This is a genomic window from Nocardia asteroides (assembly GCF_021183625.1).
Taxonomy (GTDB): domain Bacteria; phylum Actinomycetota; class Actinomycetes; order Mycobacteriales; family Mycobacteriaceae; genus Nocardia; species Nocardia asteroides_A.
In genome coordinates, this window is sequence record NZ_CP089214.1 from 4,640,161 (window position 1) to 4,663,538 (window position 23,378).

At 72.3% G+C, this 23,378-nt stretch carries 10 protein-coding genes, 1 tRNA gene and 1 pseudogene; 6 read left to right on the plus strand and 6 right to left on the minus strand.

Annotated features, from left to right (window positions below):
• Nucleotides 1-255: 255 nt before the first annotated feature.
• From LTT61_RS22080 to LTT61_RS32985, 3 genes and pseudogenes are all read left to right on the plus strand, one after another.
• Nucleotides 256-1,767, plus strand: a complete 1,512-nt coding sequence (locus tag LTT61_RS22080) for a hypothetical protein (protein ID WP_233015967.1) — start codon at nt 256-258, stop codon at nt 1,765-1,767.
• Entirely contained in the window at nt 1,764-4,718 is a 2,955-nt protein-coding gene (locus LTT61_RS22085) for a PrgI family protein (RefSeq protein ID WP_233015968.1), read from the plus strand. Before LTT61_RS22080 ends, LTT61_RS22085 begins: the two co-directional genes overlap by 4 nt.
• A 983-nt stretch (nt 4,719-5,701) precedes the next feature.
• A pseudogene (locus LTT61_RS32985) lies at nt 5,702-6,364 on the plus strand (recombinase family protein); the annotation flags it as partial.
• 354 nt (nt 6,365-6,718) lie between these two features.
• On the opposite strand, the gene LTT61_RS22095 reads toward LTT61_RS32985, so the two are convergent.
• From LTT61_RS22095 to LTT61_RS22110, 4 genes are all read right to left on the minus strand, one after another.
• Nucleotides 6,719-6,967 carry a hypothetical protein gene (locus LTT61_RS22095; protein ID WP_233015970.1) on the minus strand — a complete coding sequence of 83 codons (249 nt, stop codon included), beginning with the start codon at nt 6,965-6,967 and terminating at the stop codon, nt 6,719-6,721.
• Between the two features lie 317 nt (nt 6,968-7,284).
• A tRNA-Arg gene (locus LTT61_RS22100) sits at nt 7,285-7,357 on the minus strand.
• Between the two features lie 78 nt (nt 7,358-7,435).
• A complete protein-coding gene (locus tag LTT61_RS22105; RefSeq protein ID WP_233015971.1) occupies nt 7,436-8,701 on the minus strand; it encodes a hypothetical protein in 1,266 nt (421 codons plus the stop codon).
• A 71-nt stretch (nt 8,702-8,772) separates the two neighbouring features.
• On the minus strand, nt 8,773-10,236 hold the full coding sequence (locus LTT61_RS22110) for a flavin-containing monooxygenase (RefSeq protein WP_233015972.1): 1,464 nt from the start codon (nt 10,234-10,236) through the stop codon (nt 8,773-8,775).
• 507 nt (nt 10,237-10,743) lie between these two features.
• On the opposite strand from LTT61_RS22110, the gene LTT61_RS22115 reads away from it, so the two are divergent.
• Entirely contained in the window at nt 10,744-12,381 is a 1,638-nt protein-coding gene (locus tag LTT61_RS22115) for a long-chain fatty acid--CoA ligase (RefSeq protein ID WP_233015973.1), read from the plus strand.
• A 5-nt stretch (nt 12,382-12,386) separates the two neighbouring features.
• On the opposite strand, the gene LTT61_RS22120 is transcribed toward LTT61_RS22115, so the two are convergent.
• Together LTT61_RS22120 and LTT61_RS22125 are read right to left on the minus strand one after the other, a co-directional pair.
• A complete protein-coding gene (locus tag LTT61_RS22120; RefSeq protein WP_233015974.1) occupies nt 12,387-12,956 on the minus strand; it encodes a hypothetical protein in 570 nt (189 codons plus the stop codon).
• A 174-nt stretch (nt 12,957-13,130) separates the two neighbouring features.
• Nucleotides 13,131-14,177 (minus strand): nitronate monooxygenase, encoded by a 1,047-nt coding sequence (locus LTT61_RS22125; RefSeq protein WP_233015975.1) that lies wholly within the window; start codon nt 14,175-14,177, stop codon nt 13,131-13,133.
• A gap of 218 nt (nt 14,178-14,395) precedes the next feature.
• Here LTT61_RS22125 and LTT61_RS22130 point away from each other — a divergent pair, with 218 nt between their 5' ends.
• Together LTT61_RS22130 and LTT61_RS22135 are read left to right on the plus strand one after the other, a co-directional pair.
• Nucleotides 14,396-15,229, plus strand: coding sequence for a M23 family metallopeptidase (locus tag LTT61_RS22130; RefSeq protein WP_233015976.1), 834 nt, complete (start codon nt 14,396-14,398; stop codon nt 15,227-15,229).
• Between the two features lie 704 nt (nt 15,230-15,933).
• Nucleotides 15,934-23,349 carry a non-ribosomal peptide synthetase gene (locus LTT61_RS22135; protein ID WP_233015977.1) on the plus strand — a complete coding sequence of 2,472 codons (7,416 nt, stop codon included), beginning with the start codon at nt 15,934-15,936 and terminating at the stop codon, nt 23,347-23,349.
• Nucleotides 23,350-23,378 lie beyond the last annotated feature (29 nt).

Genomic DNA, 23,378 nt, shown 5'->3' on the forward strand with positions numbered 1-23,378 from the left:
GTTCTCGGCGCGGCCGGTGCCGCCGCCCAACCCGCGACACCGACCGTCCCGGTCACCCCGACACCGGCCACACCCGCCCCGGCGTCCACTCCGCCGCCCCCGACCACTGCGCCGCCACGGTGGGTGACTCCGCCCTCCACCACCCCGAGCCCGGCCACGCCCGCCCCGGCAACACCGGGCACGACGACCCCGGCACCCGGACCGGGTTCGGGTTCGGGTTCGGCCGAGTGCGGGGTCACCAACATCAACGGGTGTGTGGAGAACGCGATCGACGGGTTCTTCCAGCGGATCGTGGAGACCGCGCTCAACCCGCTGCTCGAGCTGCTCTCGAAAACTCTGCTCACGACTCCCGAGCCCGGCTCGATCCCGCAGATCGGTGCGCTGTGGGACCAGTCGTGGCAACTCGTGACCGCCCTGTACGTGCTGGTGGTGATGGCGGCCGGGGTGCTGCTGATGGCTCGGGAGACCCTGCAGACCCGGTGGTCGATCCGTGAGCTCGTGCCCCGGCTGGTTGCCGGGTTCGTCACCGGGGCGTTGAGCATGACGATCGCCACGGCGGCGATCGGGTTCGCCAACGCCCTCGCTGCGGCGGTGGCCGGAGACGGTGTCGACTCCGGCTCGGCCGCCCGAGCGCTGACCGAGCTCGCGGTGACCGGCACGCAGAGCCGGGGCTTCTTCCTGCTGTTGAACCTGGCGCTGGTGGTGATGCTGCTCGTGCTGCTCATCAGCTACGTCGTGCGAGTCACCATCACGATCCTGCTGATCGTCGCCGCCCCGCTGGCTCTGATGTGTCATGCACTGCCCGGCATCGACGGTGTAGCGCGCTGGTGGTGGCGTTCGTTCGCGGCGTGCTTGGGGATCCAGGTCGTGCAGTCGCTGACGCTGGTGATCGTGCTGCGGGTGCTGCTCACCCCGGGCGGATGGCACCTCTTCGGCCCCGACGCCAACGAGATCGCGGACACGACCGTGGCTCTGGCGCTGATGTTCCTGTTGATCAAGACCCCGACATGGCTGCTGTCGGTGCTGAAGATCGGCCAAGGCCGCTCGTTCGTCGGGTCGATGGCGCGGGGATTCATCGCCTACAAGACCCTCGGCCTGCTCAAAGGAGCCTCGGCGAGCAGCGCCCGAACCGCCACCCCGGCGGCCTCGGCACCGCGGACTCCACGATCCGCTCGTCCCCCGCGAGCACCGCGCACGGCCGCCGCCAGCACCAGGGACCCGTTCGCGCGGGTCCGCTCGACGCGAGACGGGCAGTTGATGCTGCCCCTGGACGGGGTGCGCCGCGTCACCCGGCGACCCGGCCCGGCACCGGCCGAGGCGACCGGCACCCCGCCGCCGCGCCCTGCCCGCACGCCGAGGGGACGCCAGCTCGCGTTCGACTTCACCCCACCGGATGCCTACCGGGGCATCCGCGCCGGGGCCGGGGGCCAGTACCCGCTCCCGATCCCGGTGCGCCGGGTTCGCGCCACACCCCCGCCCCCGCCGCCGCCGGAGCGTCCTGGCCGCCGGGCGGCACCGCAGCAGCTCGCCTTCGATTTCACCGAGCCCGCCCCGGCCGATCCCTACGCCCGTCTCCGCCCGACCCGCAGCGGGCAGTACCCGCTGCCGTTCCCGGTGACCCGGGTCAGACCCGTTCCACCGCCGCCGAACCCACCAAGGCCGCCAGCACCGGCGCGTCCGGCCGGGCGGCAGCTGCATTTGCCCATGCCCGACCTGCCCGTGCGCCGCCGCGCACCCCGCCCGCCGAGAGGAGGCACCCTGCGATGAGCACCCTCGTGCGCATCCCCGCCGACGTCGACCGCTCCGACCGCATCCTGGGCCCCTTCACCGCCCGCCAGCTCGCCGTCCTCGCCACCACCGCCCTGCTGCTGTACTCGGGGTGGGCCGCGACCCGGACGGTCATCGCCCCGGCGGTGTTCGCCGCCGTCGCGGCCCCGGTGCTCGTCGTGGTCGCGGTCGCGGTCCTCACCCGCCGCGACGGCCTGTCGGCCGACCTGCTGCTCGTGGCCGCCATCGGCCACCGCCTCCGGCCACGCCACCTCGTCAAGACCCCTATGCAGCCGTCCCCGAGCTGGATCACCCACCGCACCACCAGAACCCGGACGCGCCCACCGAGCCTGGCCCCGTTGACCGCGCAAGCGGCCCGGCTCCCGGAGTCGGTGACCGCCAGCGGTGGCGCAGGGGGCGGTGTCGCGGTGATCGACCTCGGCGCCGACGGCCTCGCTGTCATCGCCGTCGCCGGAACCCTCAACCTGAGCCTGCGGACCCCGGCCGAACAGGACAGCCTGGTGGGTCAGCTCGCGGGCTGGCTACACACCCTGCGCCAGCCGGTGCAGATCCTGGTGCGCTCGGCCCGGTTGGACCTGACCGAGCACATCACCGGCCTGCACGCCGCCGCCGAGCAGATGTCACCCGACCTCGCCGCGGCAGCGATCGACCATGCCGATCATCTCGCCGAGCTGATCACCCGCGAGAACCCGACCCACCGGCAGGTGCTGCTCGTCTGGCGCGAGCAGACCGACACCCTGGCAACGACCGGGCTGCGCGCGCGGCTGCCCGGCCGGGGCCGTTCCCGGCGGGCGCTGTCGGGCGGTGCCCGCCGGGCGGCCGAGTCCCGGCTGCTGCGCCGCATGAGCGAGGCCGCCGACGTCCTGTCCCCACTCGGTATCTCGGTCACCGCCCTCGATCACGTCGCCGCGACCGCCGTGCTGACCAGCTGCACCAACCCCGAGGGCCTGGTCTCAGCCGCCGCCGATATCACCGCCGCCGACACGGTCATCACCACCGACATCGACACCACGACACCGGATCCATTCGGTGCGGGCATCGACCGGTTCGCCCCGGAATCGCTCACCATCGGCACCCGGCACCTCGAGATCGGCTCGGACTGGACCTCGACGCTCGCGGTCACCGGATACCCGCGCGAGGTGACCGCCGGCTGGCTCGCGCCGTTGCTCTCCCATTCCGGCCGGGTCGAGGTCGCGGTGCACATCGAGCCCGTCGATCCGGCCACCGCCGCCACCCGTCTGCGCCGCCAGCAGGCACGCCTCGAGTCCTCCCGGATGCAGGACATCAGCCGGGGCCGACTGACCGACCCCCAGATCGATGTCGCCGTCGAAGACGCCGCCGAGCTGTCCGCGCGGGTCGCCCGCGCCGAAGCACGCCTGTTCCGGGTCGGGGTCTACCTCACCGTGCACGCCACCTCCGAAACCGAACTGGCCGACGAAGTCGCCGCCGTCCGCGCCCTGGCCGCAAGCCTGCTCGTGGACACCTGCACCCTGTCCTACCGCGCCGCTCGAGCGTGGGCGACCACACTGCCGCTCGGGACGGACCTGATCCGGGTGCAGCGGACCTTCGACACCACCGCCCTCGCCGCGGCATTCCCCTTCGACTCACCCCAACTGCCCGCCGCCGACCCCGCCCAAGCAGACCGCCCCCACGGTGTCCTCTACGGCCGCGACGCCGCCGCCGGGCTGCTGTTCGTCGACCGCTTCGGCCCCGAGGCCCACAACCACAACCTCGTCGTGCTGGGCCGCTCCGGTGCGGGCAAGTCCTACCTGGTCAAGACCGAGATCCTGCGAGCGCTCTATCGCGGGATCGAACAGGTCGTCATCGACCCCGAGGACGAATACCGCCGCCTGGCCGAGTCGGTCGGCGGCACCCACATCCGCCTCGGCGCACCCGGCGTGCGCATCAACCCGTTCGATCTGGAGATCCACACCCGATCCGACGGCCGCCGCAGCGCCCCCGCCGACGCCCTCACCCGGCGCAAACTCTTCCTCCACACCCTCACCCAGGTGCTACTCGGCGAGCAGACCGCCGCACAGCGATCTGCCCTGGACGCCGCGCTGGCCGCCACCTACGCCGCCGCCGGGATCACCGACGACCCCGCCACCTGGACCCGGCCCGCACCCACCCTGACCGGGCTACGCGACCAACTCGACCAGCTCGCCTCGCCCGCCGCGACCGAGCTGGCCGCCGGGCTGCACCCCTACGTCGGCCAGGGTGCCTACGCAGGGCTGATCGACGGGCCGACCACCACGCAGCCCGAGGGCGGGCTGATCGTGTTCTCGCTGCGCGAGCTGCCCGAGGAGCTGAAAACCATCGGCACTCTGCTCGTGCTGGACGCCACTTGGCGGCGGGTATCGAACCCGGCACAGCGGCGGCCCCGCATGATCACCGTGGACGAGGCATGGCTGCTCATGCGCCAGCCCGCCGGAGCGGCGTTCCTGTTCCGGGCGGCGAAGAGCTTCCGCAAACACTGGGCGGGATTGACCGTCGCCACCCAGGACTGCGCGGACGTGTGCTCGACCGAGCTGGGGCGCGCGATCGTGTCCAACGCCGCCACCCAGGTCCTGCTGCGCCAGGCACCCCAAGCCATCGACGAGGTCGCTACCGCGTTCCACCTCTCCGACGGCGAGCAGCAGTTCCTGCTCTCGGCCGCACGCGGTTCAGGGCTGCTGGCGATCGGGGGGACCGACCGGGCGGTGTTCGGATCTCTGGCCTCCCACACCGAGAACGCGCTCATCACCACCGATCCCGGCGAACTGGCCGCCCTCACCGACGACCCCGGCACCGATATCGACATCGACTCCCTGCCACCACTCACCGAGCCCAGCACCTCCGGTGGACACGTCGCCTCCGACTTCGCCCGCGGTGAGGCCGACACCGAGACCGGCGGGCACCCCGAGCAGAGACACGACCGACGAGCCGCCTGACCGATGGCCCACCCCGCCGCCGCCGGGCACAACCACCACCGCCACCACCACCGCGCTGGCCGTCCGCCCGTTCCCGTCCCTGTCGCCACCCCGATCCACGACCCCGGATCCGACCAGCGCCAGAACCAACCCGAGCAGGGCGATGCCCGTTCGCCCCCGCCAGAACGGCCCTGGCCGCCGTAATCCGCGCGGTTCGGCCCCCGGGGTGGGTTTCGGCGGTCGATCCGGCAGAAACGGTCGAGGAGAAGGCATTTGACGACCCGCCCGCTACGGAGCGTTCATGGACCCCCGTGACCGGGGTCGCCCGGTCACCGACTCAGTTCCACAACCACGAAACAGGCACCGCCCGGCCCCGTTCATCGGCCCGGTGCGGTGCAACAAGGAGAGGAATTCATGGACCAGGAATTCTCGGACGAGGCAGTGGTGATTCCGTTGAACAGGCGCGCTCGCCGTTCCCGCAACCGCGACGGGGCGCCGATGGAAGTCGACGCCCGTGCTGATGGGCTGACGGCGTCGTTCCAGATCCGCTACGTCACCGGGGCCGAGGCCAAACGCACCGCTGAGCGCCAAGCCCGCGCCATAACGGCTCTGCTGCGCTGGCTCGACAGCCACGACCAGAACCCGGCAACCGTCGAGGTTGTCGATCTCGACGCACTGGCCCTCGACAGGGACGAGGAGAACGCGGCATGAGCCTGCCCACCCTCGCCGGGTCCGACGGCGCTGACCTGCTCGGGGTAGGTGGCTCGTCCCCGGTCCCGGTCGCGGTGTTCCTGCGCACCTCCACGCGCGATTTGCAGGATCCCACGTTGTCGCTGCCACGCCAGCTCGACAACTGCCGCAAGGTGTTGCCGAACGGGTTCGTCATCGTCGCCTTCTTCTACGACGTGGAATCCTCTCGCAAAGACCTCGAACTGCGTGGACTGGGCAACGCGCACGAGGCGTTCGACATCCCGATCCCGCGAGACGGCGGCCTGGCCGACCTGATGGCCGAGGCCCGCCACCCCCACCGCCGGTTCGAAGCGGTCGTGGTCGAAGAGATCGAACGCGCCGCCCGCTGGACCCACCAGTCCACCCAGCTCGAACACGAGCTGGAAAAAGTCGGGGTGCCGCTGTTCGCCGCCGACGAGGGACCGATCTCGCTGTCGGAGAAGCGCGCCACCCAGATCCTCGTACGCCGCATGAAACAAGGCGTCGCCGAGTGGTTCCTGCGCCACACCCTCGAACAGTCCTGGGAAGGCTTCCGCGAACACACCGTTCAAGGATGGAACATCGGCAAAGCCTGCCACGGCTACCTCAACGAGAAAGTGCCACACCCCGTCGCGGCCAAACGCGAGGAAGGCCGCACCAAATCCCGGCTCATCGTGGACCCCGAACGCGCGCCCGCAGTGGTGCGGATCTACCAGCTGCGCCACGACGAGAGACTCGCCTACCAGGTGATCTCGGACCGGCTCAACACCGACCCCGACCGCTTCCCGCCACCACAGCCCAACAGCGGCAAACGGGCGCGGGGACGATGGACACCGTCGTCGGTCCGCGAAATCCTGGTCAACCCGAAATACACCGGCCACATGGTGTGGAACCGCCGCGCCAGCAAGAAGGGCGGCGCGCTCAACCCTCCCGAGAAATGGGTCTGGTCACCCGAGCCCACCCACGAGCCCCTGGTCACCCGCGCGATGTGGGAAACGGTGCAGAAGCACCGGACCGCCCGCCAGGGGTCACGGATGGGCGGAAGGAACACCCACCCCGACACCCACCGCACCTACGTGCTCCGCTACTACGTCCATCACAAGCAGTGCAACAAGAGGATGTTCGGCAAGACCCGCAAGGGCTACGGCTACTACACCTGCCAGCCCAAACTCGACCTCGTCGGCAAACCTGAGGAATACACCGACCACCCCCGCTCGGTGTACGTGCGCGAAGACAAGCTGCTCGACTGCCTCGAGACCTTCTTCAACGAGCGGGTCTTCGGCCCCGACCGCACCACCCTGCTCCGCCACCAGCTACGCGGGCAGGCATCGCACAAGGGCAACGACATCGCGCAGCGGGTCACCGCGATCGAGAAGACCCTGACCGAGATCGCCCGACGCCAGGACAACCTCCTCGATGAACGCGAATCCCGACCGATCACCAGCGGCGACGAGCTGGCCGACGCCTGGGCCGAACGGCTCCGCCACCGCTACGCCGAACTCGAACAACAACGCCGGACCAAGAACGCCGAGCTGGACATCCTGCGCGAACAAGCCGCCCACCAGCAACCAGACGAACCCGCACTCCTCGACAACCTGCCCCGCCTAGCGCTGCATCTCACTCGCGCACCCGACGTCCTACAACGCGACCTATACGAGGCATTCGGCATCAAGATCGTCTACGACCACACCAACAAACACGTGACCATCTACGCCACACTGACCGAAGAAACACTCCCCGCCGCCGTCACAGCCGTTGGCACGCTGACCCCGGCCACACCCCCCAAACCGGCCCCCGTGCCGCCACCAGCGCACAGCGGCGGCCGCACGGGGCAACCCGGTGGTACGCAAGCGACCACCACAGTTGCCCATGTTCTACGTGCCCCCGGCAGGATTCGAACCTGCGACACCGGCTTTAGGAGAGCCGTGCTCTATCCCCTGAGCTACGAGGGCGGGGCCGGGGCCGCTGGGCGGTCCGGGTAGGCGGCAGTCTACCGGGTGGGGGTGCTGGGAGCCGCATCGTGGGTGGGGTCAGTAGGGCGGGTCGAGGCCGCCCGAGTCGTAGGCGCCGCCTTCGTAGCCGCCGAGGTCTTCGTAGCCGCGGGGGCCGTGGGGGCGGTGGCCGTTGCGGGTGGCGCCGTTGTACTCGGCGCCGTTGTTGCCGGGGGCGGGGTGGGCGGCGGTGATGCCGTAGCCGTTGGCGCGGTATTGGGGGTCGTCGTAGGGGAGGTCTCGTTGGGTTGGGTCGGGGCCGCCGGGGTGGGGTTCGTTGTGGTGGGGAGGCGAATCTCGCTCGGGTGGTGGAGCTTTCGACTCGGTTGCCGAATTCGGGTTGGCCGGGTGGTCGCCTGCGGGGCCGGTGACGGGGAAGGAAGGGGGCTCGGCTGGTTGGCTTTGCGCGGGAGGCGCGGAGGTCGGGGGCCGGCCCGGTTCGGCGGGCTCTTTGCGGTCGAGGCCGATTCCGGCTCCGGGACGGGGAGGCTGCGGGGCGTCGGAGAAGAGGGCGGTGAAGAGGGAGTCGGAGCCGGGGGGCCAGGCGCCGGTGGCGAGGGCCGGGCGCCACCATTGCTCGGAGTACCAGCCCGCGGGGATGAGGCGGTCGGCTATGCGGCCGCCGGGGTGGTGGTGCGGGGTGGTCGGAGAGGGGTGGGGAGAGAGGTCGATTCGGTGGCCCCGGAAGGTGCGGGTTCGTGCTTCGGGGATCTCGCCCGCTTCGGTTTGGGCGGGGAGGGGGGTGAGCTCGGGGCCCGGGTTCATGCGCATGGCTACCCGGGCCGCTCGGATGTAGTAGAGACCTTCGCGGGCGGTGAGCTCGGCTTGCTCGGTTTCGGCGCGGGCGAGGAGGAAGCCGGCTACGCGGCGGCGGTCGGCAGCGGCTTCGAGTGCCTGGCGGGCGGCTTCGGTTCGGGGCGTGTGCACGTCGAGTGCCTGGTTGAGCTGGGTGAGGGCGTGGTGGGCGGGGGACAGCGGCCCGGGTGCGTGTTCCGGGGTGAAACCGATGCGTGGGGTGGGGGCGGGCGAATCGGAGGTTCCCGGACGCGGCATGGGCGGATCGTCGGCGCGGTGGCCCGGAGCATCGGCGAGGAGCCCTCGCTCGTGAGCGGGCGACGTCGGGTCGCCGGCGCGCAGCCCTGGATCGCTGACGGAAAGCTCCGGATCGCCCCTGGAAAGCTCCGGGTCGCCGACGGAAAGCTCCGGATCGTCCCCGGCGGAGCCGCCCCGCCCAACCCCCCGCTCCCGCAACAGATACAACCCCGCCACGGCGACGATCAGCACAGCGAGCAGCACCCACAGCATCGCGCACCTCCTGCTCGGAACCGGTGCGCATCAGATTACTGGAGAATTGCTACAGGGGTGCAGAACCGCAACTACGAGGACTTTGTGTATTCGCTGTAGTCGGCCGGGTCGAACCGGCGGGTACGCCAGCGGTAGAGGACGGTGGCGCCGGGCCAGTTGTTGGTGATCCGGCCGGCGGCATTGCGGTACCAGCTGGTGCAGAAGTTCCAGGGGGTGTCTTTCAGGCGGCCCTGGAGGTAGTCGTCCCAGTCCTGCTCGGTCTCGACCCGGGCGGCGACGGCGGTGCCGGGGCGCTCGGCCAGGTGCCGGACCGCCTGGCGGATGTAGCGCGCCTGGGATTCGAGCATGTAGATCACCGAGCCGGCACCGATATTGGTGTTGGGGCCGTACATCATGAACAGGTTCGGGAAGTGCGGGACGGAGAGGCCGAGGAAGGCCCGCGCACCCTCGGCGCCCCACACGTCGGCGAGTTTGCGGCCGCCGACTCCGGAGATGGTGATCGGCGCCAGGAATTCGGTGCCCTTGAAGCCGGTGCCGTAGATGATCACGTCGACCTCGTGCTCGACGCCGTCGGCGGTGCGGATGCCCGCGGGGGTGACCTCGGTGATGGCGGTGGTCTCCACGGTGACGTTCGGCCGGGCGAGCGCGGGGAAGTACTCGTTGGAGAAGAGGCCGCGCTTGCAGCCTGCGGCGTAGTCGGGGGTGAGCTTGGCGAGCAGCTCGGGGTCGGTGACCTGCGTTTTCCGGTGGCGGTCGGCGAGCGTGACCACCGGGGCCTTGATGGCGGGCAGGTCGGTGAGGGCAAGGGCGAGGAACTCGAAGAAGGCCCAGATGGCGAAGCGCTCGGCGAGCCGGGTGGGGGGCAGGTACTTGAAGAGGGCGTGGTGCACGGCGGTGTACTCGACGTCGGGCTTGGGCAGCACCCAGGCGGCCGAGCGCTGGAAGAGCGTCAGCCGCGCGGCCTCGGGGGCGATCCGCGGAATGTACTGCACGGCACTGGCTCCGGTGCCGATGCAGGCGATCCGCTTGCCCGCGAGCTCGATCGAGTGGTCCCACTCGGCGGAGTGGAAGGCGGCGCCGGTGAAGGTGTCGATGCCGGGGATGTTCGGCAGCGCGGGCCGGGAGAGCTGGCCGACGGCTGGGATCAGCACGTCCGCCTCCAGGCGGTCGCCCGCGGCGGTGCGGACGGTCCAGCGGGCGGTGCGCTCGTCGTACTCGGCGTCGGTCACCTCGGTGCCGAACCGGATGAAGCGCGCCAGGTCGTGCTTTTCCGTGACTCCGCGCATGTACTCGTGGATGTCGCGCTGCTCCGAGAAGCGGCGCGGCCAGTCGGATTTCGGCTCGAACGACCACGAGTAGAGCGGGGACGGCACGTCGCAGGCCGCGCCGGGGTAGGTGTTCTCCCGCCACACGCCGCCGAGGTCGGCCGCGCGCTCCAGGATGGTGAAGTTCTGCAGTCCGTTGCGGCGCAGCTCCATGGCGAGACCGAGGCCGGCGAAGCCGGCGCCGATGACGATGATCGACGGCGAAGTCATTCCTCCAGCCTAGGTGCTGAAACCGCAGGTCCGAAGAGAACGGCGGACAGCGAATCGAGATTTTCGGCCATATCGAGGTCTTGCGTAATGAAGTCCCCGCGAAGATTCTGCATGTGCATTTGTTCACGCACTCGGGCACCGATCGTGGTGAAGAAACAGCAGGTCAGGAGATTTCGTGCATTTTGGTTCCGCTCCGGTTCATCTCGATCAGGTCGCCCTCCGGCGAACAACTGGCCGCCGCGGTGGCCGCGGGGTTACAACGGAACACGGCTCGACGGCCGGATCGGAAGTCGGCGGCGTCGCAGGGGGTGTCGCCGGCGGCCGGTCCGGTCTACCGCCTTCCTCGGATCCGATGGCAGCCGCCCTCAATTCCGGTACGGCCGTGTTGTTCCTACCGGTCGTCACACCAACCGCCTACCCTTCGGTAGCATCGCCGGTGTGATCTGGCTCATGCCCGAAAACCGCTGGTAGCGGGCGGGCGCGGGCCCCGAGAAGGGAGTTTTGCGAATGTTGAGCACCATGCAGGACGAGCCGTTGTCGCTGGCGACGTTGCTGCGGTACGCGTCGACCTTCCTCGGGGATTCGACCGTCTCCACCTGGACCGGCTCCGGCGTGCGGAGCCTGACCTACCGCGAGCTCGGCGCCGAATCGGCCCGGCTGGCGAACGCGCTGCGCGGGCTCGGAATCGACGTCGGCGACCGGGTCGGCACCTTCATGTGGAACAACAACGAGCACATGGTCGCCTACATCGCGGTGCCCGCCATGGGCGCGGTGCTGCACGCGCTGAACATCCGGCTCTTCCCGGACCAGCTGGTCTACGTGGCGAACCACGCCGAGGACCAGGTGGTCATCGTGGACGGCACGCTGCTGCCGATGTTCGCCCAGTACCTGCCGAACCTGAAGACGGTGCGGCACGTCATCGTCGCCAACGGCGACGCCGCCGCGCTGGAGGCGCCCGCGGGCGTGCAGGTGCACTCCTACACCGAACTGCTCGCGGCCCAGCCGGACAGCTACGACTTCCCGGTGATCGACGAGCGCTCCGCCGCCGCCATGTGTTACACCTCCGGCACCACCGGCGACCCGAAGGGCGTCGTCTACTCGCACCGCTCGAACTGGCTGCACGCCATGCAGGTGCTGAGCCCGGCCAGCATGAACTTCTCCGAGCGCGACTACGTGCTCGCCATCGTCCCGCTCTTCCACGCCAATGCCTGGGGGCTGCCGTACGCGGCGCTCATGTCCGGCGCGAATGTGCTGATGCCGGACCGCTTCCTGCAGCCGGGGCCACTGCTGGAGATGATGGCCGACCAGCAGCCGACCTTCGCGGCCGCGGTGCCGACCATCTGGGGCGGCGTGCTCGCCGGGCTGGCCGCGAAGCCGCAGGACATCAGCCACCTGCGCTCGGTCGTCGTCGGCGGCTCCGCGGTACCGCCCGCCATGATGAAGGCCTTCGAGGAGCAGCACGGCGTCAAGATCGTGCACGCCTGGGGGATGACCGAGACCTCGCCGCTCGGCAGCGTCGCACAGCCGCCCGCCCGGGTGACCGGCGAGGAGGAGTGGGGCTACCGGATCAGCCAGGGCCGCTTCCCGGCCTCGGTGCAGGCGCGGCTGGTGGACGACTCCGGCGCCGTCGTCGCGAACGACGGGAAGTCGCTCGGCGAGCTCGAGGTGCGCGGGCCGTGGATCACCGGCTCCTACTACGCCCCGGACGGCGCCGAGATCGACCCGGACAAGTTCGACGACGGCTGGCTGCGCACCGGCGACGTCGGCATCATCAGCCCGAACGGCTACCTCACGCTGGTGGACCGGGCCAAGGACGTGATCAAGTCCGGCGGCGAGTGGATCTCATCGGTCGACCTGGAGAACGCCGTCATGGCGCACCCGGCGGTGGCCGAGGCGGCGGTGATCGGCGTGCCGGACGAGAAGTGGGACGAGCGGCCGCTGGTCGCCATCGTGCTCGCCGAGGGCGCGCAGGCCGAGCCGGACGAGCTGCGCGACTACCTCGCGGACAAGTTCGCCAAGTGGCAGCTGCCGGAGCGCTGGACCTTCATCCCCGAGGTGCCGAAGACCAGCGTCGGCAAGTTCGACAAGAAGCGGCTGCGGGCGCAGTACGCCGACGGTGACCTGGAGGTCAGCACGCTCAGCTGAGCTCCTCACCACTCCAGCATGGGCAGCGGCGACGTCGGATGGGTGCGTAGCCGCTGCCCGGCCAGGGTGATTAGGCGGCGGTGGAAGCCTGCGTCCGGGTAGCGGCGGGTGAGCGCGCGGTAGCCGCGGCGGCGGACGCCGAAGCGGCCGAGCAGGGCGAGTTCGACGTCGACGGCGTCGGCTCGGCGGAAGATCTCCACCGGGTCGTCGGCCGCACCGGCGGGCCGGAGCTTGTGGTGGTGCTCGATCATGGCGGTGACCGTCGGGATCAGCTCCGTCGCATCGGTGTCGCGAAGGTGCCGCTCGGCGAGCTCGATCGACGGCGGCAGGTAGTCGAAGGTGCCCGCCGACCAGATGCCGAGGTCGTGGAAGACGGCGGCGACCAGGAACTCGGTGCGGTCGCTCGGGCGCGGGACGCCGGGCGGGGCGACGAGGTCGCACAGTTCGAGTACCCGCAGCACGTGGTGCGTGTAGCCGGTCTCGTCCGCGCCCATGGCGGCGGTCCACGGTGCGAGCATGGCGCCGATGTCGGCGGCGTGCGCGTCGCCGGGCGTGGTGCTGTCGGTGCCGCTCATGCGCGGAGAATACGCGCGGTTCCGCGGGGAAGGTATGTCGAGCGGGCGGCGTGCGGGCTCGCGCGGCGGCGATGAGGTCGCGCGGGCCGCCCCTTGTCCCGCGCGGACGCACGCGCGTGGCCCGCGCGCCCGCACGCGCGCGGGCGGGCGGGCGGGCGGGCGGGCGGGACAAGATCAGCCCGCCGGGAATCGGCGGGTGAGGGTGCGCGTGAGGGCGTTCTTCGCGTCGGCGGCGAGCTGCCGGGTGAGCTCGCCCGCGGGGAGTTCGGGTGCGAGCGCATGGGTTTGGCCTGCCCAGAGGTTCACGGCGTCGGGGTTGCCTTCGGCCCGGGCGGCGGCGCGCAGGCCCGCGGTGGCGTGGTGGATCTCCGGGTAGGCGACGGGGGCGGCGGCGCCGAACTCGTCCATGAAGGCATTGCGGATGCCACGTGCCCTGCGCCCGGTGAAGGCGCGGGTGAGCGCTGTCGGCGCGGCGCCGCCGATCGCGGCGCGGTGCACCGGATTGGTCCCCGCCTCCGGCGAGCGCAGGTAGGCGGTGCCGAGCTGCGCGGCGGCCGCGCCCGCGGCGAGCGCGCCCGCGACTCCGGAACCGGTCGTGAGCCCGCCGGTGGCGACCAGGGGAACGTCGAGAACCGCGCCGATCAGTTGCAGCAGCGCGAGCAGCGAGAGCGGATCAGCGGCATCGTCCGCGCGGTCGTCGCGGAAGACGGCGCGATGCCCGCCCGCCTCGGCTCCCTGCACGACCAGGACGTCCGCCCCGGCCGCGACAGCCTGCTCGGCCTCGTCCACGGAGGTGACCGTCACCCACACCTCGGTCCCGACCCCGTGCAGCCGCGCGATCTCGGCGGCCGAGGGGCAGCCGAAGGTCACCGTCACCACCGGCACCGGCGATGCGGCGAGCAGATCCAGCTTGGCGGCCCAGTCGTCGGTGTCGTGCCGAGCCGCCCCCACCTCGAAGCGGGCGCCGAGCGCCGCCAGGTACTCCGCGTACACCGCGGGCGCGGCGGGCGGACCGGGCGCGAAGAGATTGACTCCGAACAAGCCGGAGGTGAGCCCCCGCAGAGCGGAGATCCGGGCGCTGACCTGCTCGGCACTCAGATACCCGGCGGCGAGTACCCCGAGCCCGCCCGCGTCGCTCACGGCCGCGGTGAGTTCGGGCGTGGAGGGGCCGCCCGCCATCGGGGCGAGCACGATCGGTAACCTGATCTCGTCGATGATCACGGCCTCAACTCTCCCCGATGACCTGCTGTGATCCAGATCGCGCGCCGTGCTCGGAATCCGAAGGTTGCGGAATGGTCACGACCGGGTAGAGTTCCCATCACGACGGATGCCGAAACGTTATCCGAACAGGTTTCGCCGAAGCGCCCGTTCCTCTGTCGGTTCGAACGCAAGGACGAGCTTTGTCGCAGCACCGGGTTGGCCCCGATTCGATCACCGTCATGGACCTCATCGGCGCCGCCGAGACCGGCAGGCCCACCCGGCATCGGGCCGAGATCTCCACGGTCGACCGCGTGAAGAACGCCGCGGGTGTCGCGGTCGCCGCGGGCGCCCTCATCGGCACCGCGGGTCAGATCGCCCCCGCGCTCGCCTACGCCGCGCCGCTGCTCCCCACGCACGACGACAACGCCTCGGCCGAGCCCATCGCGTTCAAGAGCATCGCCGAGGCGCCGCTCGCCGAGCAGCTTGCCGCCGCCGTGCAGCCGGTGGCGCAGCCCGCCCCGGCACCGCAGCCGGTGGCGCAGGCCGCCCCGGTCGCGCAGCCGGTGGCCGCGCCGTTCGGCATCAACAACCTGCCGCCGGAGCTCGCCGCCCCGCTGGCCCAGGTCGAGGACATGCTGAAGGGCGTCACCCAGCAGGTGGCTCCGGCGCAGGCGGTCCGCCCGGTGGCCGGTGCGGTCAGCTCCGGCTTCGGCACCCGCTGGGGCGCCTTCCACTACGGCGTCGACTTCGCCGACGCGATCGGCTCGCCGATCCACTCGGTCAGCAACGGCACCGTGATCGAGGCCGGGCCCGCCTCCGGCTTCGGGCTCTGGGTCCGGGTGCTGCAGGACGACGGCACCACCGCGGTCTACGGCCACGTCAACGAGATGCTGGTGCACGAGGGGCAGCGGGTGAACGCGGGCGACGTGATCGCCACCGTCGGCAACCGCGGCCAGTCCACCGGCCCGCACCTGCACCTGGAGATCTGGGATCAGGGTGGCAACAAGACCGACCCCATCGCCTACCTGGCCGCCAAGGGTGTGCCGCTGCACTGGGGTCCGTCCGCGCACTGAGCGTGCCGGTTCGCGTGAGCGTGACCCGCGCGTGCCAGTTCGCGCCCAACTGACCCGCATGGCGGGAGCGAACGCCGCGGCGGGGCTGCGCGTCGGCATCACCGACCTCGGGCGCACCGCCGCACCGCCGCTGCGGCGAGCGAACCGCCCGTCGGCGCCACCGACCTCGGGCGCACCGCCGCGGCGAGCGAACCGCCCGTCGGCGCCACCGACCTCGGGCGCACCGCCGCGGCGAGCGAACCGCCCGTCGGCGCCACCGACCTCGGGCGCACCGCCGCGGCGAGCGAACCGCCGGTCGGCGTAGGTGCCCCGTTCGATGAGGCATCTGCGGCGAGCGAACCGCCAGCCGTAGGCGGCCCGGCTCGATGAGACATCCGCCGGTCGTAGGCGGCCCGGCTCGACGAGACATCCACGGCCGACCCGCCGCCGCGCCGATCGCGCACCCGGGGTGACCCGCAGCGCGCCGGACCGGAGCGGACCCCCCCGTGACCTCGATCACCCTCGGGCAACGAGCCGGCCCGCACCCCCGATAACCCCCGGTCCGCCCGAGCAGCACCCGAGCCGGATCGGCGCACCATGCCTTGCTTATATGATTGCCAGGCTGTGCCGGCCGGAACGAGCCACCTTTTCCTGGGGCTTTCCGGCGGACCCGTCGAAGTGTGGCAAGGCTCGAAGCGCTCGAAGCGAGAGGTGAGATCAGTCGAATGGATGGTGTCCGTCGTTCTGCTCGTGGCAACCGCCGACGGCGTCCGGGGAGCCCGCTGTTCGGACAGCTGCTCACCGCGGCGGTGGAGTCCGCCGCCGACTCGGTGGCCATTCGCTACAACCCCACCGGTGACCCGGCCGACCAGCGCGAGCTGACCTACCAGCAGCTGGACCAGAGCTCGTCCCGGCTGGCGCGGGAGCTGATCGAGCGCGGCATCGGCCCCGGTGACGTGGTCGCGGTCGGCATCGCGCGCAGCGCCGACTCGGTGCTCGCGGTGTGGTCGATCGCCAAGACCGGGGCGGCCTACGTCCCGGTCGACCCCGCCTACCCGGCCGAGCGGATCGGGCACATCGTCGCCGATTCCGGCGCGGTGCTCGGGCTCACCACCGCGGCGCACCGGGCTGCGCTCGGCGACGGCGTCGAGTGGCTGGTGCTGGACGACCCGGCCCAGGCCGAGCGGATCGCCGCGCGCCCGGCGCACCCCGTCTCCTACACCGACCGGGTGCGCCAGCTGGACGAGCGGCACCCGGCCTACGTCATCTACACGTCGGGCTCCACCGGCAAGCCCAAGGGCGTCGTGGTCACGCACGCCGGGCTGAACGGGCTGGTCGCCGCCGAGCGCGAGCACTACGGGGTCACCGGCGAAGCGCGGGTGCTGCACGTCTGCTCGCCCAACTTCGACGTCTCGGTGCTGGAGCTGCTGCTCACCTTCACGGCGGGCGCGACCCTGGTCATCGCGCCGCCCGCGGTCTTCGGCGGCTTCGAGCTGGCCGATCTGCTGCGCCGCGAGCGGGTCACGCACATGCTGATCACCCCGGGCGCGCTGGAGTCGGTGGACCCCGACGGCCTGGACGACCTGCGCACCGTCGTGGTGGCCGGCGACAAGTTCGGCCCGGAATTGGTCGGGCGCTGGGCTCGGCCCCCCGGTGCCTCCGGCAGCACGAGCGAGCGCGCCTTCTACAACGGCTACGGCCCCACCGAGGCCACCATCCTGGCGACGAGCACCCCGCCGATGGACCCGGCGCAGCCGGTGACCATCGGCGCCTCCATCCCGGGCGTCGGCGCCTTCGTGCTCGACAACCGGCTGCGGCCGGTGCCCGCCGGGGTGGTCGGCGAGCTGTACCTGACCGGGCCCGCGCTGGCCCAGGGCTACCTGAACCGGCCGGGGCTCACCGCGGAGCGCTTCGTGGCCAGCCCGTTCGGCGCCGACTCCGGCGCCCCGGGGCTGCGGCTCTACCGCACCGGCGACCTGGTGCGGCGCAGCGAGACCGACGGCCCCGACGGCGGGATCATCGAGTACCTCGGCCGCTCCGACTTCCAGGTCAAGGTGCGCGGCTTCCGGATCGAGCTGGGCGAGATCGACAACGCGCTCACCGCGCACCCGGACATCGACTTCGCGGCCACCATCGGCCGCACGCTGCCCTCCGGCGCGACGGCGCTGGTCTCCTACGTGCTGCCGCGGGCCGGCGCCGAGCTGGACGTCCCCGCGCTGGACGCGCACCTCGCGCAGACGCTGCCCGGCTACATGATCCCGGCCGCGATCATGGCGCTGAATGCCATCCCGCTCACCCCGGTCGGCAAGCTGGACCGGGCCGCGCTGCCCGAGCCGGTCTTCGCGGCACGGGAGTTCCGCGCGCCCTCGACCCCGGTCGAGGAGATCGTGGCCGACGTCTTCGCGGCGCTGCTGCTTCCCGGCGGGCCGGACGAGGGCCGGGTCGGCGCGGACGACGACTTCTTCGAGCTCGGCGGCAACTCGCTGCTCGCCGCGCAGGCCGCGGCCAGGATCGGCACCGCGCTCGGCGCGCGGGTGCCGGTGCAGCTGCTCTTCGAGGCGACCACGGTCGCGGCGCTGGCCGAGCGGGTGCAGCAGCACGCGGGCTCGGCGGTCGGGGAGGAGCTGACCGCGGGCGTGCGCCCGGACCGGGTGCCGCTCTCCTACGCGCAGCAGCGCATGTGGTTCCTGAACCGCTTCGACCCGGAGTCGGCGGTGAACAACATCCCGGTGGCGGTGCGGCTCACCGGCGCGCTCGACGTCGCCGCGCTGCGGACCGCCGTCACCGACCTGGTGACCAGGCACGAGGTGCTGCGCACGGTCTACCCGGAGGTCGACGGCGAGGGGTACCAGCTGGTGCTCCCGGTGCACGATCCGCGGGCCGTCCCGCTCTTCGAGCCGGAACCGGCCGCCGAGGCCGCCGTGCCCGGGCTGGTCGTCGCCACCGTGACCGGCGGCTTCGACGTCACCGATGCGCCGCCGCTGCGGCTGCGGCTGCTCCGGCTGAGCGACACCGAGCACGTGCTGATCTGCGTGGTGCACCACATCGCGGGCGACGGCTTCTCCATGGGCCCGCTGACCCGCGACCTGATGACCGCCTACGTGCGGCGCCGGGACGGCGGCGCGCCGGACTGGGCGCCGCTCGCCGTGCAGTACGCCGACTTCGCGCTCTGGCAGCGCAGGGTGCTCGGCGCCGAGGAGCAGCCGGACTCACTGCTCGCCCAGCAGATCTCGTACTGGCGGGAGACGCTGGCCGGGCTGCCGGAGCAGCTGGAGCTGCCCGCCGACCGCCCGCGCCCGCCCGCCGCGTCGAACCGCGGCGCGGTGCTCCGCTTCGAGGTCGACGCGCACACGCACGCCGGGCTCACCGCGCTCGCGCACCGGGGCAACGCGACGCTCTTCATGGTGGTGCACGCCGCGCTCGCGGTGCTGCTCGGCAGGCTCTCCGGCACCTCGGACGTCGCCGTCGGCACCCCGACCGCGGGCCGCGGCGACGCCGCGCTGGACGACGTGATCGGCATGTTCGTCAACACCCTCGTGCTGCGCACCGAGCTCGACCCCGCGGTGTCCTTCGCCGACCTGCTCGCCGAGGTCAGGGCGAAGGACGTGGCGGCCTTCGGCCACGCCGACGTCCCCTTCGAGCGGCTGGTCGAGCTGCTCGACCCGGTGCGCTCGCCCGCGCGGCACCCGCTCTTCCAGGTCATGCTGACCTTCCAGAACCTGGCCCGCACCGAGCTGGAGCTGCCCGAGCTGACCGTCGGCGGGCTGGATCTCGCGGTGCCGCTGGCCAAGTTCGACCTGCAGTTCTCGCTCGCCGAGCACATCGACCGGCAGGGTGCGGCGCACGGCATCGCGGCCGAGATCACCTACGCCACCGACCTCTTCGACGAGGCGACGATCCGCCGGGTGGCCGAGCGCTTCCAGCGGGTGCTCGCCGCCGTCACGGCCGACCCGCTGGTCCAGGTCGGCGCCATCGAACTGCTCGACGCCGACGAGCGGAAGGCCGTGCTCACCGGCTGGAACGCCACCGAGCGCGAGCTGCCCGCCGACGAGACGCTGGTCTCGCTCTTCCAGGCCCGCGCCGCCGCCACCCCGGACGCCGTCGCGCTGGTCGGCGCCGACGGCGAGCAGCTGACCTACGCGCAGTTCGCGGCGCGGGTGCACCGGCTGGCCCGGGTGCTCACCGCCGAGGGTGTGGAGCCGGATTCGCTGGTGGCGCTCGCCATCCGGCGATCGGTGGAGCTGGTGGTCGCCATGTACGCGGTGCTGGAGGCGGGTGCCGGGTACGTCCCGCTCGACCCGGACCAGCCCGCCGACCGGATCGACTACGTGCTGGCGACCGCCCGCCCGACCATGGTGCTCACCACCGCCCGCGACGAATTCGAGACCGTCGCCGCGCCGGTCACCGTGCTGGACGCGCTCGACCTCACCGGCACCGCCGACACCCCGCTCACCGAGCCGGAGCGCGGCGGCCCGGTGCGCGCGGGCTCGATCGCCTACGTCATCTTCACCTCGGGCTCCACCGGCAAGCCGAAGGGCGTCGCGGTGAGCCACCGCGCCATCGTGAACCGGCTGCTCTGGATGCAGGACGAATACCGGCTCACCGCCGACGACGCGGTGTTGCAGAAGACCCCGGCCACCTTCGACGTGTCGGTGTGGGAGTTCTTCTGGCCGCTGCAGGCGGGCGCGCGGCTGGTGGTCGCCACCCCGGACGGCCACCGCGACCCCGCGTACCTGGCGGAGACCATCGCCGCGCGGGGCATCACCACCGCGCACTTCGTGCCGTCCATGCTCGCGGTCTTCGTCGCCACGCTGGACGAGGCGGCGGGCACCGCGGGCAGGCACGCCGGGCTGCGTCAGGTCTTCGCCTCCGGTGAGGCGCTGCCCGCGCCCACGGCGGCCAGGCTGCGCGAGCTGACCGGGGCCAGGCTGCACAACCTGTACGGGCCGACCGAGGCCGCGGTGGACGTCACCTACCACGAGGTCGTCGCGGCCGACACGGTGAGCGTGCCGATCGGCCGCCCGGTCTGGAACACCAGCCTCTACGTACTGGACGCCAGGCTGCGGCCGGTGCCGCCCGGCGTGCCGGGGGAGCTGTACCTGGCCGGACGGCAGCTGGCGCTCGGCTACCTGGGCCGCTCCGACCTCACGGCGGACCGCTTCGTGGCCGACCCGTTCGGCGCGGACGGCAGCCGCATGTACCGGACCGGCGACCTGGTGCGCTGGAACTCCGGCGGCGAGGTCGAGTACCTGGGCCGCACCGACTTCCAGGTGAAGCTGCGCGGGCTGCGGATCGAGCTGGGCGAGATCGAGGCGGCGCTGCTGGAGCAGCCCGGCGTCGACCGCTCGGTGGTGGTGCTGCGCGGGGACACCCCGGCGGGCGAGGCGCTCATCGGGTACGTGGTGCCCGCCGCGGGCGCGACCGTCGAGCCGGAGGCCGTGCGCACCGCGCTCGGCGCGCTGCTGCCCGGGTACATGGTGCCCGCGGCGCTGGTCGTACTCGACGAGTTCCCGCTGAACGCGAGCGGAAAGCTGGACCGCAGGGCACTGCCCGCGCCGGTCTTCGTCGGCGCCACCGGGTTCCGCGCCCCGCGCACCCCGATCGAGCAGACCGTCGCCGAGGTCTTCGCGAGCCTGCTCGGCGGCGGCGAGATCGGGCTGGACGACGACTTCTTCGCGCTCGGCGGCAACTCGCTGCTCGCCACCAGGGTGGTGGCGCGGGTGAACGAGGCGCTGCAGACCGACCTCTCGGTGCGCACCCTGTTCGAGGCGCCGACGGTGGCCGCGCTGGCCGGGCGGATCGTGCCCGGCTCGCGCACCGGCGGGCGCCCCGCCCTGGTGGCGGCGGTGCGCCCGGAGCGGATTCCGCTCTCGCCCGCGCAGCAGCGCATGTGGGTGCTGAACCGGTTCGACCCGGACTCCGGCGTCTACAACATCCCGTTCGCGCTGCGGCTCACCGGCACGCTCGACCTGCCCGCGCTGGAGCGCTCGGTCTTCGACGTGCTGGAGCGGCACGAGTCGCTGCGCACCCGGTTCCCGGTGGCGGGCCCGGAGCAGCAGCCGGTGCAGGAGATCCTCGCGCCCGCCGCGGCGCTGCCCGGCGGGCTGCCGGTGGAGCAGCCGGGCGACCTCATGGGCCGGGTGGTCGAGCTGATGTCGGCCGGGTTCGACGTCACCGCGGCGCCGCCGGTGCGGATCGCGCTGCTCGAAGGCGACGCGCCCGGCGAGTACCTGCTGGTCGTCGTGGTGCACCACATCTCCGGCGACGGCGCGTCGCTGGCCCCGCTCGCCCGCGACCTGATGACGGCCTACCTGGCCCGGATCGCGGGCGAGGGGCCGAACTGGGCGCCGCTGCCGGTGCAGTACGCCGACTACGCGCTCTGGCAGCGCGCGGTGATCGGCACCGACGACGACCCGGCCAGCGTCGCCGCCCAGCAGCTCGGGTACTGGAAGCAGAACCTGGCCGGGCTCACCGGCGCGCTGGAGTTGCCGCAGGACCGGCCGCGCCCCGCGCTGCCGTCGATGCGCGGCGCGGCGAGCACCTTCACGCTCTCCGCCGAGGTGCACGCCGGGCTGGCCCGGATCGCGCGCGAGCACAACGCCTCGCTCTTCATGGTGGTGCACGCGGCGCTCGCGGTGCTGCTCTCCCGGCTCTCCGGCAACCGCGACATCGCCGTCGGCACCCCGATCGAGGGCCGCGGCGAGCGCGCCCTCGACGACCTGGTCGGCATGTTCGTGAACACCCTGACGCTGCGCACCGCGGTGGACGCGGGCAGCACCTTCGACGCGCTGATCGAGCAGGCGCGCGAGGTCGACCTGGCCGCCTTCGCCAACGCCGACCTGCCCTTCGAGCGGATCGTCGAGGTGCTGCTGCCCGGCCGCAGCGCCGCCTTCCACCCGCTCTTCCAGGTGGTGCTCGCCTTCCAGAACACCGAGCAGGCCACCCTGGACCTGCCGGGGCTGCGGGTCTCGGCGCTGGACGCCGGGGCCGCGCAGGCCAAGTTCGACCTGCAGCTGAGCGTCTCGCCGACGCACACCGCGGACGGCGCCCCCGGCGAGCTGGTGGCCCAGTTCACCTACGCCACCGACCTCTTCGACGAGGCCACCGTCGCAGGCTTCGGCCGCAGGCTGGAGCGGGTCTGCCTGGCGGTCGCCGCGGACGCGCAGGTCGTGGTCGGCGACATCGACATCCTGGACGAGGCCGAGCGGGACCGCGCGCTGGCCGCGCCGGAGCCGGAGACGGTGGCCGCGAGTACCAGGGGCACCGCGCTCACCCAGGCGCTCTCGCTGGCGGTGGAGGACGACCCGGAGGGGCCCGCGGTGGTCTCCGGCGAGGACGCCGTCACCTACCAGGAGCTGGACGCCAGGTCGTCGCAGCTGGCCAGGGTGCTGATCGGGCGCGGCTGCGGGCCCGGCGTCGGGGTCGCGGTGCGGCTGGAGCGCGGGGTCGAGCAGGCGGTCGCGCTCTGGGCCGTGCTGAAGGCGGGCGCCGCGGTGGTGCCGGTCGGCACCGAGGAGACGGTGCTTCCGCCCGGTGCGGACATCAAGGTCGGGCTGGTGCTCGGCGCCGCGCCCGGGTCGGCGGAGAGCCTGGAGTGGATCGCGCTGGACGACCAGGCGGTGCGCGCCGAGATCGGCAGCGAGTCGAGCCGCCCGGTCACCTACGCCATCCGGACCAGGGCGCTGCGCGGCGGCGACCCGGTGTTCCTCGGGCCGGTGCCCGCGGCGGCGGCGGGCACCAACGGCGGCACCAGGTCGGTGAGTTACGACGGGCTGGCCGCGATCGTGGACCGGCTGCGCGCCCGCACCGAGCTGACCTTCGAATCGCGGACCTTCCGGCACGGGCGCCCCGAGTCGTTCGCCGCGCTGGTCGAGGTGGCCGCGGCGGGGCTGGCAGGCGCCGCGCTGGTGGTGCCGGAGCACGGCCTCGGGGCCGACCCGGCGGCGGCGCTGGCCGACGAGTGGGTGACCCACCTGCTCACCGACCGCGCCGGTTTCGACCGGATCGACAGTGCTCCGCTCGCCGACCTGCAGGCCGTCGTCCTGGACGAGGGGTCGGTCACCGACCCCGGACGCTGGGCCGACGTTCCCGCGGTGTTCGGCATGCATGATCTCGCCGGTGGCACCGGCGCCATCGAGTAAGTGAGTCTCCCCATGTCCCCGGTGCTCCG